This is a genomic window from Pseudomonas sp. AC169 (assembly GCF_979258515.1).
In genome coordinates this window covers 1,512,436-1,529,819 of the sequence record NZ_OZ409866.1, presented here as the reverse complement: position 1 = coordinate 1,529,819, position 17,384 = coordinate 1,512,436, and the positions used below count along the sequence as shown (strand labels likewise).

17 protein-coding genes and 2 pseudogenes are annotated in these 17,384 nt (G+C 60.2%); 11 read left to right on the top strand and 8 right to left on the bottom strand.

The features are described 5' to 3' along the window. Window positions 1-25 precede the first annotated feature (25 nt). Together ACZZ0G_RS06900 and rimI are read left to right on the top strand one after the other, a co-directional pair. Complete coding sequence (locus ACZZ0G_RS06900) at window positions 26-772, top strand: energy transducer TonB (RefSeq protein ID WP_463558834.1); 747 nt, start codon at window positions 26-28, stop codon at window positions 770-772. Beyond that, window positions 765-1,217 carry a ribosomal protein S18-alanine N-acetyltransferase gene (rimI, locus tag ACZZ0G_RS06895; protein ID WP_414868550.1) on the top strand — a complete coding sequence of 151 codons (453 nt, stop codon included), beginning with the start codon at window positions 765-767 and terminating at the stop codon, window positions 1,215-1,217. Before ACZZ0G_RS06900 ends, rimI begins: the two co-directional genes overlap by 8 nt. Before the next feature lie 129 nt (window positions 1,218-1,346). Here rimI and ACZZ0G_RS06890 read toward each other — a convergent pair whose 3' ends face one another. Then, entirely contained in the window at window positions 1,347-1,751 is a 405-nt protein-coding gene (locus ACZZ0G_RS06890) for a serine kinase/phosphatase (protein WP_463394902.1), read from the bottom strand. Window positions 1,752-1,892: 141 nt separating this feature from the next. Between ACZZ0G_RS06890 and can the strand changes: the two genes are divergently transcribed. After that, the gene (gene can / locus ACZZ0G_RS06885; protein ID WP_007912954.1) at window positions 1,893-2,537 is read left to right on the top strand and encodes a carbonate dehydratase; all 645 of its coding nucleotides are present in this window, start codon (window positions 1,893-1,895) and stop codon (window positions 2,535-2,537) included. A 9-nt stretch (window positions 2,538-2,546) separates the two neighbouring features. On the opposite strand, the gene ACZZ0G_RS06880 is transcribed toward can, so the two are convergent. From ACZZ0G_RS06880 to acpA, 3 genes are all read right to left on the bottom strand, one after another. Beyond that, complete coding sequence (locus tag ACZZ0G_RS06880) at window positions 2,547-3,068, bottom strand: SET domain-containing protein-lysine N-methyltransferase (RefSeq protein ID WP_463555697.1); 522 nt, start codon at window positions 3,066-3,068, stop codon at window positions 2,547-2,549. Window positions 3,069-3,246: 178 nt separating this feature from the next. Further along, window positions 3,247-4,419 (bottom strand): hypothetical protein, encoded by a 1,173-nt coding sequence (locus tag ACZZ0G_RS06875; protein WP_463555696.1) that lies wholly within the window; start codon window positions 4,417-4,419, stop codon window positions 3,247-3,249. A gap of 119 nt (window positions 4,420-4,538) precedes the next feature. After that, window positions 4,539-6,239 (bottom strand): acid phosphatase, encoded by a 1,701-nt coding sequence (acpA, locus tag ACZZ0G_RS06870; RefSeq protein ID WP_463555695.1) that lies wholly within the window; start codon window positions 6,237-6,239, stop codon window positions 4,539-4,541. Window positions 6,240-6,386: 147 nt separating this feature from the next. Here acpA and ACZZ0G_RS06865 point away from each other — a divergent pair, with 147 nt between their 5' ends. Together ACZZ0G_RS06865 and ACZZ0G_RS06860 are read left to right on the top strand one after the other, a co-directional pair. Further along, on the top strand, window positions 6,387-6,677 hold the full coding sequence (locus tag ACZZ0G_RS06865) for a nucleotidyltransferase family protein (RefSeq protein ID WP_463555694.1): 291 nt from the start codon (window positions 6,387-6,389) through the stop codon (window positions 6,675-6,677). Further along, entirely contained in the window at window positions 6,674-7,018 is a 345-nt protein-coding gene (locus ACZZ0G_RS06860) for a HepT-like ribonuclease domain-containing protein (RefSeq protein ID WP_463555693.1), read from the top strand. The genes ACZZ0G_RS06865 and ACZZ0G_RS06860 overlap by 4 nt, the downstream gene beginning before the upstream one ends. Before the next feature lie 37 nt (window positions 7,019-7,055). Here ACZZ0G_RS06860 and ACZZ0G_RS06855 read toward each other — a convergent pair whose 3' ends face one another. Next, entirely contained in the window at window positions 7,056-8,474 is a 1,419-nt protein-coding gene (locus ACZZ0G_RS06855; RefSeq protein ID WP_007912940.1) for a short-chain fatty acid transporter, read from the bottom strand. A 349-nt stretch (window positions 8,475-8,823) separates the two neighbouring features. Between ACZZ0G_RS06855 and ACZZ0G_RS06850 the strand changes: the two genes are divergently transcribed. The 5 genes and pseudogenes from ACZZ0G_RS06850 (at window position 8,824) to ACZZ0G_RS06830 (ending at window position 13,049) form a co-directional block, all read left to right on the top strand. Next, window positions 8,824-10,137 carry an MFS transporter gene (locus tag ACZZ0G_RS06850; RefSeq protein ID WP_463555692.1) on the top strand — a complete coding sequence of 438 codons (1,314 nt, stop codon included), beginning with the start codon at window positions 8,824-8,826 and terminating at the stop codon, window positions 10,135-10,137. Window positions 10,138-10,205: 68 nt separating this feature from the next. Then, window positions 10,206-11,030 (top strand): annotated as a pseudogene (locus ACZZ0G_RS06845) (PAS domain-containing protein); the annotation flags it as partial. Continuing rightward, the gene (locus ACZZ0G_RS06840) at window positions 11,010-11,570 is read left to right on the top strand and encodes a methyl-accepting chemotaxis protein (RefSeq protein WP_371748318.1); all 561 of its coding nucleotides are present in this window, start codon (window positions 11,010-11,012) and stop codon (window positions 11,568-11,570) included. The pseudogene ACZZ0G_RS06845 and the gene ACZZ0G_RS06840, both read left to right, overlap by 21 nt. 172 nt (window positions 11,571-11,742) lie before the next feature. Next, on the top strand, window positions 11,743-12,342 hold the full coding sequence (locus ACZZ0G_RS06835; RefSeq protein ID WP_463555691.1) for a flavin reductase family protein: 600 nt from the start codon (window positions 11,743-11,745) through the stop codon (window positions 12,340-12,342). A gap of 74 nt (window positions 12,343-12,416) precedes the next feature. Continuing rightward, window positions 12,417-13,049 carry a LysE family translocator gene (locus ACZZ0G_RS06830; RefSeq protein WP_463555690.1) on the top strand — a complete coding sequence of 211 codons (633 nt, stop codon included), beginning with the start codon at window positions 12,417-12,419 and terminating at the stop codon, window positions 13,047-13,049. 13 nt (window positions 13,050-13,062) lie between these two features. On the opposite strand, the pseudogene ACZZ0G_RS06825 reads toward ACZZ0G_RS06830, so the two are convergent. From ACZZ0G_RS06825 to ggt, 3 genes and pseudogenes are all read right to left on the bottom strand, one after another. Continuing rightward, window positions 13,063-13,224 (bottom strand): annotated as a pseudogene (locus ACZZ0G_RS06825) (transcriptional regulator); the annotation flags it as partial. Between the two features lie 125 nt (window positions 13,225-13,349). After that, window positions 13,350-13,718 (bottom strand): DUF6124 family protein, encoded by a 369-nt coding sequence (locus ACZZ0G_RS06820; RefSeq protein WP_463555689.1) that lies wholly within the window; start codon window positions 13,716-13,718, stop codon window positions 13,350-13,352. 397 nt (window positions 13,719-14,115) lie between these two features. Further along, a complete protein-coding gene (gene ggt, locus ACZZ0G_RS06815) occupies window positions 14,116-15,948 on the bottom strand; it encodes a gamma-glutamyltransferase (RefSeq protein WP_463555688.1) in 1,833 nt (610 codons plus the stop codon). Between the two features lie 261 nt (window positions 15,949-16,209). Between ggt and ACZZ0G_RS06810 the strand changes: the two genes are divergently transcribed. Then, entirely contained in the window at window positions 16,210-17,322 is a 1,113-nt protein-coding gene (locus ACZZ0G_RS06810; protein WP_463555687.1) for a DUF2817 domain-containing protein, read from the top strand. Window positions 17,323-17,384: the final 62 nt, after the last annotated feature.

The following is a 17,384-nucleotide window of genomic DNA, read 5'->3' as shown; positions in this document are numbered from 1 at the left end:
CCGCCGCCGCGCCTATTTGAACGCCATGCAGGTGGTCAACTGGCTGCCGCGCACCGAATTGCCTTTTGCCGCGCCGTCACGGCCCGAGCTGCTGGACATGCCCGAGCCCGAGGTAGTGGCGCCCGTTGTGCCCACGCCACAGGCCGAAGCCCCGGCGGCAGTTGCCGCGCGTCCAAGCGAACGGCCGAAGATCGAAGTGCCGCGCCCTTCGCTGGCCAGCACACGCACCAACGCCAAACCAGTGGAGGAGGCCGACGACACGCCAGTTGTCGCCAAACCGGCACCGGTACCACCACCGCGTTTCGCCCTGCAATTACTTCGCGCCGGACGTTGCCTGCTGCTGGTCGAGTTACCCACAGGCGAACCGTTCCAGAGCCGCGATCCTGCTTATTTGTTGCTCAAAGACATGCTGCGCGCCGCCGGTCTGCCGGATGCGCCGCAGATTGTCGGCGAGCCGGTGCGCTGGCCGTGGCTCAATCGCGGCACCATGGATCAGGGCCCGGAAGCGGCGCGCGATTTCGTTCAGGGTTTCCTTTCGGTGCAAATGGAGGCCGCTCCGAGCGCCTGCCTGTGGCTGATCGGCCTGCCGGCGGTGCGTTTTGCCGGTGAAGCGGACGCCGAAGCGTTCAATCGTGAATTGCAGATCGAAGGTCTGGGCTCGGCCTGGGCCATTCCCGGTCTGGAATTGTTAATGGAAGAGCCACAGCGCAAGGCCGCTGTGTGGCAAGCCATGCGTCGGCTGATGGCGCGCTGGAAAGAATCGAATGAGTGACGCTGTATCGTTCCGCCCGATGACCGAGGCGGATCTGGAAACCGTGCTGAAAATCGAATACGCCGCATACAGCCACCCGTGGACTCGGGGGATTTTTCTTGATGGGCTGGGCAAGTACCAAATCTGGCTGATGTTCGAAGGTGAGCAGCAGGTTGGCCACGGGGTGGTGCAGATCATTCTGGATGAGGCGCATCTGCTCAATATCACCGTCAAACCGGAAAATCAGGGACGTGGGCTGGGCCTGACGTTGCTGGAGCATCTGATGTCGCGGGCGTATGCGGCTTCGGCGCGGGAATGTTTTCTGGAAGTGCGTGACAGCAATACAGCCGCGTTCAAGTTGTATGAACGTTATGGCTTCAACGAGATTGGCCGGCGTCGGGATTATTATCCGGCGGTGGGTGGGCGTGAAGATGCCGTGGTCATGGCCTGCACCCTGGTTGACTGACCGTCCTTAAAAGCTTCGCGAGCAGGCTCGCTCCCACAGTGGATTTGATTCGCACACAACTTTTGTGATCAAACCAAAAACCTGTGGGAGCGAGCCTGCTCGCGAAAGCGTCCTTTCAGGCAACGAAGATCAGCGGTTGCCATCCATCGGATCCCGCCGCGCCAGCTCCGCTTCATCCAGGCCATTGCCACCGCCGATATCATCCTCATCGACAATGCTCAAATCCCAATCCGCCTGATTGCCTTCCCCAGCCTCTTCGGCATCCCGCGCACCATCTTCACGAATCAGGGTTTCCGGGCTCATATCGTCATCTGTCGGTTCATGATCGCTGACCGATGCCCCGGTCATCCCGGCCTCACGCACCCGCTCACGCGGCATCAACTGCTCACGTTCACGCTCGGGGATCTCATCACCAATCTTCGCGCTCGGCTCGTCTTCATCGAAATCCAGCTCATGCACCGAACCCATGCGGTCTTCGTTATCATCGATGGGTTCCGGTTGCACGGCATCGTAAGGGCGTCGTGAATCAGTCATGGCAATTCCTCATACTGTGGGCCTTACTTAGGTGGACTCACCGGGCACACGAGAATTCCAATGAAATCACTTGCAGTGGCGGCGTGACCCCGACGGGCGGTCGTCTGTCATACCAGCGCATCTTTCTTGAGGCCTTACAGCATGCATGACTTACAAGACCTGATTGATAACAACGAGCGTTGGGCTGACGCGATCACCAAGGAAGACCCGGATTTCTTCGCCAAACTGGCGCGCCAGCAAACGCCGGAATATCTGTGGATCGGTTGCTCGGATGCGCGCGTACCGGCCAACGAAATCGTTGGCATGCTGCCGGGCGACCTGTTCGTCCACCGCAACGTTGCCAACGTGGTACTGCACACCGACCTCAACTGCCTGTCGGTGATCCAGTACGCGGTCGACGTGCTCAAGGTCAAACACATCCTCGTCACCGGCCACTACGGCTGCGGCGGTGTGCGCGCGTCGATGCAGGATCGCCAGTTTGGCCTGATCGACGGCTGGCTGCGTTCGATCCGCGATCTGTACTACGAAAAACGTGAAGAGCTGGCCAAGTTGCCGACCGAAGAAGAGCAGGTTGATCGCATGTGCGAACTCAACGTTATCCAGCAAGTGGCCAACGTCGCCCACACCAGCATCATCCAGAACGCTTGGCATCGCGGGCAGAGCCTGTCGATCCACGGTTGCATCTACGGCATCAAGGATGGCCGCTGGAAAAGTCTCAACACCACCATCAGTGGTTTCGAGCAACTGCCGCCGCAATACCGCTTGCGTCCGGTTGGCGCGCTGTAACGAACGCTGTCAGCGCAAAACCGAGTGCCGCCAGCGCTGTAGAAAGTGCTGGCCCTCGATACTGGGTGGTTCGTTGTAACCGGTGATCCACCCTCGACAGCATTTGGCCCTGCAACTGCAGGCAAACTGGTGCAGCAGTTTGTCTTCGGTGGCGGCGTAGTCCATGGTCAGCCGTTCCCCTCTGTGGATATCTTTCAATGCCCACAGCCACAACTCGCTCATGTCGAGAAACACGTTGGGGTCGCACGCGTGTTCGATCAAACCGCAAAAGCGCGGATCGTAAATGTGGATGCCCGTGAGCATTTGTCGGGTCTGTCGGCAGCGATAGGGCAATAGTTGCCCGGACACCCGGCACATCCGATGACTTTGCAGAAACTCACGCCGCGCCGCGACCGCCATCGGGGTGCCATACTCGCGGATGATTTCGAAATCGGCACTGGCGGGAAACCCCAGACGCACGGGCAGGCCGGCGAAGGGATAGATGCCTTCAGTATCGCGTGATGCAGATTGCGCCCTGGCATGGATATTCATAACGGTCCTTGTCGCGAGGCTTTTGCGACTTTCCTTGGGTTGACGTCCTGTCAGCACAACAAAGCTGTTTGGATCCAATCGTGTCCTATTAGGTATAGCCGGTCTACTGTCAGATCTGACAGGCGATTTAGACGCTTTCCCGCGTCAGCATTGGCTGACACGGGAGCGCTTCAAGCGATTACAGGTGTGGGGCGGGAACGGCGGTGGCGGGCAGCGGTGCTTGCAATTGCTTTAGTTGTGCCTTGATCGGGGTGGTCGCGCACTTGGCGACGGCCTGTTCCGGGGTCAGGTTGCGGATCGAGGTGTAGAACAGTTCGCAGGTTTTGACCTTCTGCGTCACCTGCCAGGTCTGCGTGCAACTGTTGAGCGTTGTTTGCGCATCGCTGCCCGGTTTGCTGCCCATTCCGGCTTGCCAGCAGGCCGCGCTCAAATCCTGGCCCATGACTTTCAGGCCCGCTGCGTCGGCTTTGGCCTGTGCGTCGTCGCCGGTGTAGCTTTTCGGGTCAGCGGCGTACCAGATGTAACTCGGATGGTTGGAACCCAGCACCGGCACTTTCACGCCTTCGCTCGGGCTGATCGTCGCCAGTCCCAGGACATTCACGGTTGGCCCGTATTGCTGCTTGATCCAGTTACGCACCGGCGCGCCGAACGCGACCATCGGCAGCGTCGTGCCGCTGGCGGTCTGGCTGAACTGTTTGACCAGCGTGGTCTGGTAGTCCTTGAAATAGTCATACACGCCTTCCAGATCACTGCCAGCGTTGGACGGCGCAGCGATCGGGGCGATATCGATGATGGTCTGGAACGCTGGTGTCTGGGCGGCGGGGATGCCGTTGTCGGTCAACAGCGTCGCCCAGCGATCGGTGGTGTTCGAACGCAGATAATCCTGCGCCTGAGTCAGCGAGTAATCCGGCGGGAAGTGCAGCAGCTCCACACTTTTACGGTTTTCCAGGGCCATGCCCAGTGGCAGGAACAGATACCAGCTGTAGGCCCATTTACCATCGGCGTTGAGCTTGCTGGCGCCGGTGTAGGCCAGATCTCCTGCGTCCAGCAGCGCCGACAACGGTTTGTCGTAATCCTTCGGCACGCCGGTGATCTCGGCGTAGAGCTGGCCGTTGTCGGTCTTGACCAAAACCTTGGCATCGGCATAACCATCGCGTTGCACGCTCTGGCTCAGGTAATGGGTGACGGTCTGTTCCAGCGTCCAGTTGCGGAAGCAGATGACGTTGCAGTTGTTGGGGTAGGCGAAGAGGCGGGTGACGCGTTCGGTGCTGCCCAGTTTCAGGTCGACATCGGCGTGGGCGGCCGCGCTCAGTGTGAGCGCGGCGAGCGTGAGTCCTGCGAGTTTGAACATGCTCAGATCCTTTTCAGCGTGGGTTCCCCGCGAATCGGGGGCGGCTCATATTGGATCAGCTGTGTTGCACAGAAAAGCCGTCACTGGCAGATATTTGCTGCAAACTCCAGGACTCGCGTTCAAACCTGAAAATGCAGGGCGTTGGTCAAATCGCCCATGGGTTTCTGACCCCGGGCGATCATCGCCTCGTCACGTTGTTTGAGGCCGTTGAGGGTCTCCAGTTGGAACACGCGGGTGATCAACCGCAGAATCGACGCAGTGTCGTAAACCGTGTGATCTACCGTGCCCTTGCGTGCAAACGGCGACACCACCAGCGCTGGCACTCGTGAACCTGGCCCCCAGCGGTCGCCCTTGGGCGGCGCGACGTGGTCCCACCAGCCGCCGTTCTCGTCGACCGTGACGATCACCACCATGTTTATCCATTGTGGACTTTCACGCAGCACCTTCAGCGCGCGGACGATGTGTCGGTCACCGGAGGCCACGTCGGCGTAACCAGCGTGCATGTTCAGGTTGCCTTGCGGTTTGTAGAAACTCACCGCCGGCAGCTTGCCCGCTTCGGCATCGGCGAAGAATTTGTTGCTGCTCGACTCATCCCCCAGGCCAGCATCGCGCAGGCGTTTATTGCGCTCGGCGGGGTTCTCCGGGCCTTGCTGTTTGAAGTAGTTGAACGGCTGATGGTGATACTGGAAATTGGGGATTTTCGGAATGCCGCCGGAATCCTTGTACTGATCCAGCGTCGCCTGCCACGCGCCGGCATACCAGGCCCAATCAATGTTTTTCTTCGAGAGCTTGTCGCCAATGTGTTCGTGGGTCTGCGGCACCATGACGTTGGGCAGATCGGCTTTGGCATACGCCGGGCGCTCAGGATCGCGAATCCACGTCGGCCAGTAGGGCGGGGCGAGGGTATTGACGCCGAAGCCATCCGGGGTCAGCGCACTCGGGCCGAACTGCGGCGGGCCGGTCATCGCGCTGGCCGGGGATTGCTCCAGCGGTTTGAGGCGCGGGTCGCTGGGATCATCGCTTAGCAGCGCGGCGATCTGCGACTTGGCCACCGAATTGGCCGCGTCCGGATAGAAAGGAGCGGTAGCGCTGATCAGGTACTGGTGGTTGAGAAACGAGCCACCGAAGGCACCCTGGAAGAAGTTGTCGCACAGCACGAATTCCTGAGCGACGTCCCATAGACGCAGGGAATAACGGCTCTGGGCGTAGTGACCCATGGTCAAACCACCGGAGTCGGCCCAAGCGACGAAGGCGTCGTTCTTGCCGCCGTTGATCTGCATCTGGTTCTGATAGAACACATGCCACAAATCGCGGGTTACCAGACCGAACGGCAAATCTTCAGCGTTCGGGCCTTTAAGGGCGAAGGGCGCGTTGGGCAGGTTTTCCTGAAACTGCGTGGCGCTGGGATAAGTCACGCCATCGAGAGTTTGCGGGCCGATCTGCAGCACGCCGCCCCAGACCGGCGGCAGGGTTTGCAGCATCGAGCCGTCGCGGTCACGTTGTTGATAGTCGGCAGGCTTGAGCGCGGACAGCGGCTTTTCGACACCGGGGAAATCACCGAACAGGTTATTGAAACTGCGGTTCTCGGCGTAGATCACCACCACGGTTTTCACCTGATCGCGCAGGGCCTTGTCCAGCTCGGATGGGGTTAGCGGGCGCTCGATCGGTTTGCCTGGTTGCTCGCTCGTGTTGCCGCAGCCGGCCAATGTCGCGCCGACTCCGAGCACTGCGACCCCGCCGAGGAAGCGGCGGCGACTGGTATAGATGGGGTTATCGGATTCAGGTGAGGGTGTATCGATGCCGTCTGTGTCGTCGCTCATGTCTCAGCCCGTTTTGCTTAAATGTTTCAGTATGTTTCGGGCGGACGCTAGCAAGGGGATGTGACGGTTGGGTTACAAAGGGAGCGGTGTCTAGCGTCCTTTGGCACTGCTAGACTGCTGTATTAATGAATCTGGTTACGGTGATCCATGAAGCCTTCCACTGCTCTTGATTTGCAACGTGTTGCCATCCGTGAGGTTGTCGGAAGATTTCGTGCGGCAAATCCCCGTGTATTTGGTTCCGCCGCACTTGGGACTGATCTGGAAGGCAGTGATCTGGATTTGTTGGTCGATCCACTTCCCGGTACCACTTTGTTCGATCTCGGTGGGCTGCAAGTGGAACTCGAGGACCTGTTAGGCGTGACTGTCGATCTGCTGACACCAGGCGATCTACCGCTGAAGTTTCGGCAGCAGGTTCTGGATCAGGCTCGTCCCGTATGATCGAAAACCGGCTTGGCGATTACCTTGAACATATGCGGCAGGCAGCCAGCGATGCGTTGATATTTGTCGAAGGCCTGAATAAGGAAGAGTTCGCCGAAGACAAGCGAACGCAGCAAGCAGTCATTATGAGTCTGGTCAGCATTGGCGAGGCGGCTACCAAGGTGATGGATCGTTATCCCGAGTTCACTGCTCAGAAACCGCAAATTCCATGGCGGAGCATGCGCGGAATGCGTAATCGGATTGCTCACGGCTATTTCGATATCAATCTGGATGTAGTGTGGGAAACGGTACAGGTCGCTTTGCCTGAACTATTGACGGTACTTCCCGCCGAACAGAACTGATCGCACCTGCCCTGAGCAGGTGCGACCCCCCTTCAAATTACGGCATCACTGGCGGCGTATACGCCAATGTAGTCCCCAGCGCCCACAGCAACAGCAGCACCAGCGGCGTGTGCACCAGCAGTTGCACGAACGAGAAACCGATCAGATCCCGCGCCTTCAATCCCAGCACGCCCAGCAGCGGCAGCATGTAGAACGGGTTGATCAGGTTAGGCAGCGCTTCCGCCGCGTTATAAATCTGCACCGCCCAGCCGAGGTGGTACTGCAGATCATTGGCAACTTGCATCACATACGGCGCCTCGATGATCCACTTGCCGCCACCCGATGGAATGAAGAAGCCGAGAATCGCCGAGTACACGCCCATCAACAGCGCGTAGGTGTCGTGGGAGGCGATGCTGACGAAGAATGTCGAGATGTGGTGCGCCAGGGTTTGCGCATCGGTGCCTTTGACCGTGGTCATCAGCGCGGCGATCGAGCCGTACAACGGGAACTGGATCAACACGCCGGTGGTGGTCGGCACCGCACGGGCCACGGCATCGAGAAAGCTGCGCGGGCGCCAGTGCAGCAACGCGCCGAGCATGATGAACAGGAAGTTGTAGGTATTCAGTCCGGAAATTGCGGTGATCGCCGGCTTGGTCGAAAACTCATGAAACAGCCATCCCGCCGCCAACAGCACCAGCACGATGATCAGCAGCGGACTGTGTTCCAGCCATTCACCCGGCCGCGTGCGCGGTTGCAGCGGTGGCAAATTGAAGGCCGGGTCGATGCCACAAGCCTTGGCGTCCCGCGCCGAGTTCGGCCCGGGGGCGGTGGCGTAGGCGATGATGATCGAGATCACGATCAGCGCCAGCAGCATGACGCCGGACTGCCAGAGGAAAATCGTTTCGGTGAATGGAATCACCCCGGTGATCGACAGGATCGACGGCGGCAGGCTGGCGGGGTTGGCCTGCAACTGGGCGGCCGACGACGACAAACCCAGCGCCCATACCGCGCCAAGGCCCAGATAGGCCGCGGCACCGGCAGCGCGATAATCCATTTTCAAGTCAGTGCGGCGGGCGAGGGCGCGTACCAGCAACCCGCCGAATACCAGCGACAGGCCCCAGTTGAGCAACGAGGCTACCATCGAGATCAGCGCCACCCAGGCCACGGCGGAGCGGCCGTTTTTCGGGATCCGTGCTAACCGGTCAATCAGTTTCACGGCGGGTGGCGAGCTAGCGACTACGTAGCCGCCGATTACCACGAAGGCCATTTGCATGGTGAACGGGATCAGACTCCAGAAGCCGTCACCGAAAGCCATCGCGGCATCGGTGGGTTTGGCGCCCATGGCCAGCGTGGCCAGGGCGACGATGATCACAGCCAACGCGGCGAATACCCAGGAGTCGGGAAACCAGCGTTCGGCAAAGCTTGAACAGCGCAGGGCAAAGCGCGCAGAGCGGCTATCTTCGATATCAACGGCCACGGGAGTACCTCGGATTTTTATGGTTATTGTGGTCCGCGGGAACGCTCACCGATCTCGACAACACAGAGATCCCTGTGGGAGCGAGCCTGCTCGCGAAGAGGTCGGCACATTCAACATTGAAGTTGGCTGGGCTGGCGCTTTCGCGAGCAGGCTCGCTCCCACATGGGGTTCACGGCGGTTTGCCGGCGTTGGCGTGGTCCCGCTGGACAGGCATTAACAGTAATTCAACTGCCGATGCTTTGTGAGCAGCTTTTGCAAAACCGGGACTATGGTCTAACGGGTTGTCCATCCGCGTATTTGCGTAGACCATGGGCGCCTTGGTTTTTTGCCTGATTCAGAGTTCTTTGCCATGACTGCCCAATCCACGGCCAAACCTGCGCCGTTCAGCCGTTCCGACTACAAGACCCTCGGCCTTGCGGCCCTTGGCGGCGCGCTGGAAATCTACGATTTCATTATCTTCGTGTTCTTCGCCCTGACCCTCAGCCAGCTGTTCTTCCCGCCGGAAATGCCCGAGTGGCTGCGTCTGCTGCAAAGCTTCGGCATCTTCGTCACCGGTTATCTGGCGCGGCCGCTGGGCGGGATTCTGATGGCGCATTTCGCCGATAAACTCGGGCGCAAGAAAGTCTTCAGCCTGAGCATTCTGATGATGGCGCTGCCGTGCCTGCTGATCGGGATCATGCCGACCTATGCGCAGATTGGTTATTTCGCGCCGCTGCTGTTGCTGGCGCTGCGCATCCTGCAAGGCGCGGCGGTCGGTGGCGAGGTGCCGAGCGCCTGGGTGTTTGTCGCCGAGCATGCGCCTAGCGGCCATCGCGGATATGCCTTGGGCTTTTTGCAGGCCGGCCTGACTTTCGGTTATCTGATCGGCGCGCTGACCGCGACGTTCCTCGCGCAAGTCTTCACTCCGGCGGAAATTCTCGATTACGCCTGGCGTTATCCGTTCCTGCTCGGTGGTGTGTTCGGCGTGATTGGCGTCTACCTGCGCCGCTGGTTGAGCGAAACTCCGGTATTCATGGCGATGGAAGCGCAGCGCGAGGCGCGGGTCGAACTGCCACTGGGCACGGTGCTGCGGGAGCATCGGTTGGCGATGCTGCCGGCGATGCTGCTGACCTGCGTGCTGACCTCGGCGGTGGTGGTGTTCGTCGTCATCACCCCGACCATGATGCAGAAAACCTTCGGCATGAGCGCCAGCCACACCTTCGCCCTCAGTGCCTTGGGTATCGTGTTTCTCAATATCGGCTGCGTGATCGCCGGGTTGCTGGTCGATCGTCTTGGCGCCTGGCGCACCGTCATGCTCTATAGCCTGCTGCTGCCGCTGGGCATCGGCGTGTTGTATGGCTGCCTGATCATGGGCGGCGATTGGGTCGGTCTGGCTTATGCCGTGGCCGGTCTGGCGTGCGGCGTGGTCGGCGCGGTGCCGTCGGTGATGGTCGGGTTGTTCCCGGCACGTATTCGCGTGTCAGGCATTTCCTTTACCTACAACATTGCCTACGCCATTTGGGCCAGTATCACACCGCTGTTGCTGATCGGTCTGATGCCGTGGAGTCCATGGATCTGTGTGATGTTCTGCGCAGTAATGGGCGTGGTGGGTCTGCTGACGGCGGCGTATTTCGGTGCGCGAATGCCGCGTCCTGGACAGTGTCAGGTAGCCGGAACTGCGTGACTTTACCGCTCAGAACTATTTTTGACTGACGAGTCGCCAGCGCTCTTCAGAAAAGGTTTTCAAGGCCGATGGCTAGATTGCATCCCGCTTTCTATCCTGCCCATCGGTATTTTCCCATGTTCAACAAACGCCTGAAGCAAGAGCTGGCCGCTCTTCGTGAAGAACTCTCCAGCCTTGTGCAGGTAAAGGAAAGCCTGGAAAGCGAGATGCTGGTGCTGAACCTTGAGCCCGACGGGCGTATTCAATCGGTCAACCAGAACTTCCTCACCGAGATGCTCTACAAGAGTCAGGACCTGATCGGTCGGGCGATTGAAGACATCGTCCCGGCACATGTGAAGACTGATGAATTCCACCAGCGCTTCAAAAACGCCATGACCCGCGGCGAGCATTTCGCCGGCGCCGTGCGCCTGTTGCGCGGCAATGGTGAGGAAGCGTGGCTGCGTTCGATCGTGCAACCGGTGCGTTCCTCGGACGGGCGGATCAAGCACATTTCGCTGTTCGCCAGCGACCTGACCCGCACCATTGAAGCCTCCCGTGAACATGAAAATCTGATCGGTGCGCTGGTGCGTTCGACCGCCGTGATCGAGTTCGACCTCAACGGCAACGTGCTGAACGCCAACGACCGCTTCCTCAGTGGCATGGGTTACAGCCTGGCGCAGATCAAGGGCAAACATCACCGGACGTTCTGCGCGCCGGAGGAATACAACAGCGCCGAGTACCAGAATTTCTGGCGCCGTTTGAACAACGGTGAGTTCGTGGCTGATCGCTTCAAGCGTGTCGACAGCCATGGTCGTACGGTCTGGCTGGAGGCGTCCTACAACCCGGTGGTCGATGCCAACGACAAACTGTACAAAGTGGTGAAGTTCGCCACGGTGATCACCGATCAGGTCAACCGCGAACAAGCCGTTGCCGACGCGGCCAGCATTGCCTACAGCACTTCGCAGCAAACCGACAGCACCGCGCAACGTGGCACCACCGTGGTCACCGAGGCGGTGAATGTGATGCGTGATCTGTCGCGGCACATGCAGGCGGCGGGTGAGGGCATCGAGGCACTGAACGAGCAGTCGCAGGTGATCGGCACCATCGTCAAAACCATCAGCGGCATTGCCGAACAGACCAACCTGCTGGCGCTCAACGCTGCCATTGAGGCGGCGCGCGCCGGTGAGCAGGGCCGTGGTTTTGCCGTGGTGGCCGACGAAGTGCGGCAACTGGCCTCGCGCACCAGTCAGGCGACCGAAGAGATCGTCACCGTGGTGCGGCAGAACCAGGAAATGGCGCGCAATGCGGTGGCCCTGATGACCGACGGCAAACTCCAGGCTGAACAAGGGCTGGCGCTGGCGGCGGAGGCGGGTACGGTGATTGTCGAGATTCAGGATGGTGCGCAGAAGGTCGTGAATGCGGTAGGCCAGTTCGCCAACCAACTCTCCCACTGACCCGCACTGATCCCATGTGGGAGCGAGCTTGCTCGCGAATACGATATGTCATTCGACACTGATGTGACTGACCTATCGCCTTCGCGAGCAGGCTCGCTCCCACAGGTTTTTCACCAGCCACCTTTCTGTGGTCTGGCGCTACAATCGGCTCCTTTTCCCCGGAGCAGACCCCATGAGCGATTCCCACCGCCGCCCGGTGCCCCTGAACAAAGCCTACCGTTTGCTCAACCACGGGCCGACCGTGCTGGTCAGCGCCGCCCACGATGGCCAGCGCAACATCATGGCCGCCGCTTGGGCCATGCCGCTGGATTTCGAACCGCCGAAAGTCGCCGTCGTCCTCGATAAATCCACCTGGACCCGCCAGTTGCTCGAAGCCTCCGGCACCTTCGCGCTCAACGTCCCTTGCGTCAATCAGGCCGACATCGTGCAAACCGTCGGCAATACGTCGGGCCTGGACATCACCCAAACCCAAGGACAAGACAAGTTTCAGGCGTACGGCTTACAGACCTTCAATGGCGAAAAAGTCGAAGCGCCGCTGCTCGACGGCTGCGTCGCCTGGCTCGAATGCCGCTTGCTGCCAGAGCCGCGCAATCACGAGCAATACGACCTGTTCCTCGCCGAAGTCATCGCCGCCCACGCCGACGAACGTGTGTTCAGCGACGGGCGCTGGCATTTCGAAGGGCATGACGGCTTGCGCACGTTGCACCACGTGGCGGGTGGGCATTTCCTCAAGATTGGTGATGCGGTGGATGGCAAGACGTTAGCGGTGTGAATAGCGGCTGATGACAAAACATTGCAGGATGTTGCAAGGTAGAGGGCATCGTCGAACCAATCAGGCGCATGCGCATGGATCTTTCCCTTTCAAGTTATCTGGCGCCGCTGTTGTCGTTGGCCCTGTTGTGGACCGTGGCCGTGGTCACGCCCGGCCCGAACTTCTTCAACATCGCGCAACTGGCGGTCAGCCGTTCTCGCCGCCACGGTGTCGTCGCGGCACTCGGCGTGGCCAGCGGGACCGTGTTGTGGGGGCTGGCGGGTGGCCTGGGCATCCAGTCACTGTTCAGTGCCGCGCCGACGCTGTACCTGAGCTTCAAGATTGTTGGCGGTTGCTACCTGATCTATCTCGGGCTCAAGCAGTTCAAGCGCAAGGCGCCGATTGTCGCGGGTACGCTCGATACCTCGGAGCAGACATTGCTCGGCGCTTACGGGCGAGGCTTTCTGGGCAACATGACCAATCCCAAGTCAGCATTGTTTGTCGCCACCATCTTCGCCACCGCCATGCCGGCTCACATCCCGCCACTGTTACTGGCGCTGGCGGTGCTGACCATGGCGACGCTGTCGTTCAGTTGGTATTGCTGCGTGGCGCTGTTCTTTGCCAGTCGGCGGATTGCCGGTGTGTATGAGCGTTCGCGACAATGGCTGGATCGCTTGGCCGGTGGTTGCTACCTGTTGTTCGGCGCTCATCTGGTGGCTAATCGCTGAGCCGCAGACCCTGAATGGGAAACTGTTTGGCCTCATAGGCTTCGATCAGGCTGATCATGATGCCGAAGTGATCACCTCCGGGGGTACCCGGTACTGGCTCGTTATCGAAAAGTGCAGTCACGTTTTTGAGCGCCGCACGATAGTCGTCTTCGTTATGAATTGGGCGTACGTTCATGGATTACTCCACTTCAAAGGAGTCTGCCTCTAGGGCAATAAGGGGCGCCAGGTTTATTCCGGGCAGCGCCAGGAAATAAGAATCCGATGCCTGCACGGAATCGGATTTTTTATGCATTGCGAAAACTACGTAACCGGCTGAACGTTATCCAGCGCCTGATTCACCGCCAGCTCACTCAGCATGACGATTTGCGCGATACCCAGCGCGGTCTTGCGGTGCGCGGTATCCAGCACGGCGGCGAAATTGTTGAGCATCTCGGTGACCGAACCCAAGGATTCACTGGCATTGGCCAGCAGCGATTCGGTGTCGTAAACCGGGTTGGCGAGGTACATGGGTTCAGCTACGCGGGCGGACGCCATGATCTGAATGGTCGGTTTGAGGTAGTGGTCGAGGGCGCGGTCGGCCGCTTCGTTGAGTTTTTTGCTGTCGATGGTTGCGTACGGGGATGTTGGGTCGGTGTTTGTTTCGGGGGGATTGGGTGTCGGTTTTTTCATGGTGTTCTCCGATCAGGATAGGAGCTGGCCGATTCGGTTTCCGAACGAATAGGTGGCAGCTGTACGCAGGTTGGAAACCCGGGGAACGGAGAACCCGGTTGACCCGAAGGTCTCCCGCGCACAGCCGCCATAACGGAGTGCACACCATGAAGGTGCGCAAGGATACGTTATGAAAGGCGCTTGTGCGCTCGGTTCTACTCGGGGTTTCCAATCCCGGTCACTGAATTGGCAGCGACGAGTACAGGCTAGAGAGCTGACGTCCGACGGACAACCTGAAAACCTTGTGGGACGGTTCTCTGTTTGCCTCGCAGCTTTTAAACATCCCGATTTGAAATACGCAGTGTGCTGAACAAAAGGCCTACCTCGCGGTAAGCCTTTTTTGTTTTGCGTCCTAGCCTCAATCTCCCAGCGCTTCCCCCTCACGCCGTGGATCCGCGCCACCCTCCAGCGAGGCTTTGCCCTGTGCATCCTTGACCCGCACGATGGCCTGGGTGCCGCTGGTCATGTCGATTTCATTCACTGTGTGCCCTTTGTCTTTCAGTGCCTGAATCAGCGCCGGGCTGAATTGGCCTTGTTCCAGTTCGGTCGGGCCGTTGCGGCTGCCGAAGTTGGGCAGGCTGATGGCGCTTTGCGGGTCGAGGTTCCAGTCGAGCAGACCGACGGTGGTTTTCGCCACGTATTCGATGATTTGCGAACCGCCCGGCGAGCCGACCGTGGCGACGAATTCGCCGCTGTGGCGATCGAAGATCAGCGTTGGTGCCATCGACGAGCGTGGGCGTTTGCCGGGTTCGACGCGGTTGGCGACTTTCTGGCCGTTCTCTTCGGGGATGAACGAGAAGTCGGTCATCTGGTTGTTGAGCAAGAAGCCCTGAACCATCAGGTGCGAGCCGAACGCGGCTTCGATGGTAGTGGTCATCGACACCGCGCCACCGAGGTCATCCACCGCGACCACTTGCGAGGTGGAGATGCGCAGCGGCGAACGGTCCGGGGCGTAGGCCACTTGTACGCCCGGCGGTGTGCCCGGTTTGGCGCTGCCCATGCTGCGCTCGCCGATCAGGCTGGCTCGGCTGGCCAGGTAACCCGGATCGACCAGGCCTTTGACCGGCACCGGCACGAAGTCGGTATCGGCAACGTACTGCGCGCGGTCGGCGTAGGCCAGGCGTTCGGCTTCGGCGATCAGATGCACGGCCTCTGGCGCCGGTTCGATGCCCGCCGGTTTGTCGGTTTTCACTGGTTTGAGCGGTGTCAGGGAAAGACGCGGGTCGCGTGTCTCCAGCGCCTGCAATGTGCCGAGAATCTGCGCCACGGCGATCCCGCCCGACGACGGTGGCGGCATGCCGCAAACCTGCCAGCGCTTGTAATCGGTACACAGCGGCGCGCGTTCCTTGGCCTGATAGCGCTGCAGATCGTTCAGCGTCAGGCTGCCGGGGTTGGCGTGGCCCTGCACCTTGGCGACGATTTCTTCGGCGATCGGGCCTTTGTACAACGCGTCCGCACCTTCGTTGGCGATGCGTTTGAACACTGCCGCCAGCGCCGGGTTTCGCAGGCGCGTGCCGACGGCTTTGACGCTGCCATCAGCGTTGAGGAAATACTTGGCCATGTCGGGCGACTGGCGGATCACCGGGTCTGCTTCCAGCAAAGAATGCAAACGCGGCGAAATCGCGAAGCCTTGCTCCGACAGTTTGATCGCCGGTTCAAACAGCTTCGCCCAAGGCAGGCGACCGTGTTGTTGATGCGCCAGCTCCAGTGCGCGCAACACGCCCGGCGTACCGACCGAGCGACCGCCGATCTGCGCCTGCGGGAAAGCCATCGGTTGGCCGTCGGCGCGCAAGAACAGCTTCTCGGTGGCGCCAGCCGGTGCGGTTTCGCGGCCGTCATACGTGCGCACCTGTTTGCCGTCCCACAACACGATCATCGCGCCGCCGCCGATCCCGGACGATTGCGGTTCAACCAGGGTCAGCACGGCTTGCATCGCAATCGCCGCATCAATCGCCGAACCGCCCTGACGCAGCATCTCCCGACCGGCTTCAGCAGCCAAGGGATTGGCAGCGGCGGCCATGTGTTTGCTGGCGTGACGGGTTTGCAGATCGGTGCGAAAACCGGATGCGGCTTCCGGTGCCAGCGGCAAGGTCGAGGAGGGCGGGGCGTTGCATGCGGTGAGGGTCAGGGCGCTGATGATCAGCGTCAGGGCTGGCAGGCGAAAACGGCTCAAGGGCAAGGCTGAAAACACGCGGGCTCTCCGTCCGTGGGATAAAAGTCTCAGGGACTTTATCGACCGCTCGGTCGCGACGCAAACCGGTGGGCATTTTTGTCTTTCTTTTCGGGGCGGATGTTCGCTAGGGTCAACCGCAAATCCGTTGAGCTGCACTGAGCACCTGTGGGAGCGAGCTTGCTCGCGAATGCGCAGTGTCAGTCGGCAGAAATGTTGAATGTCCAACCGCTTTCGCGAGCAAGCTCGCTCCCACAATTACAAGATCAACAAGAGACCGATATGCACAGCGAGTTCCCCACCGAAGCCAGCTACCGCGATCAACGCGATCAGTTCATCAACGCCGCCAACGCAGCCGGCGCCACGCTCACCTCCTACGCACATCCACGTTGCGGCCCCTTTGGTGAACCCCTGAGCACCGACGTCGCCGTGCTCGGTGATCCACAGGCCAAACGCCGACTGGTAGCGCTCAGCGGCACGCACGGAGTCGAGGGCTATTACGGCTCGGACTGTCAGATCGATTGGCTGAAAACCTTCGAACCCGGCTCGCTGCCCAACGATGTCGCAGTGGTCATGGTTCACCTGATCAACCCATGGGGCACGGCGTGGTTACGTCGGGTCAACGAAGACAACATCGACCTCAACCGCAATTACCTGGATTTCACCGGGCCTCTCCCAGATAACCGCGCTTACGCCGCACTGCATGAAATCTACGCCTGCGCCGATTTGCACGGCCCCGAGCGCCAACGCGCCGATGCCTTGCTCGACGCGCAGATCAACCAACACGGTTGGCCAGCGGTGATGTCGATTGTCGAGGGCGGTCAGCACAGTCATCCCGATGGACTGTTTTACGGTGGCCGCGCGCCGAGTTGGTCGAACCGCACGCTGCATCAAATCATCGAAACGCATCTGGCTGGCGCTGAAACCGTGATGTGTTTCGACCTGCACACCGGCGCTGGCGAGTACGGTCATCCGATGTTGCTGACCATCACCCAGGCGCCGTACCCGGCACTCGCGCAGGCCCAGGCAATTTATGGCCCATGGCTTTACACGCTGCACACTGGCGCCGACACCTTGAGCGAAACCGGTGTGGCAGCGACGGCTACCGGGTACACCTCGCAGGCGTTGCTCAATGCTCTACCGGACGTGCAGTTGATGCCGTTCGTGATCGAGTGCGGGACGTATCCGGGGCCGGATGTGCACCGGCATTTGCGCGATGACCATTGGCTGCATTTGCATGGCGATCCGCTGGATGCGACGGGGCGGGGGATCAAGTTGAATCTGCTGGAGCAGTTTTATCCGGCCGATCCGGATTGGCGGGCGATGGTGGGGCTGCGGACTCGGCAGATTTGGGCGAAGGGGTTGGCAGCCCTATCGTCAAAGCAGCCTGAGTAGATCAGGCGTAGCCTTGTGGTGAGGAGGTTTATCCCCTCGCCACAAGTTCGGGGTTGTCTCGA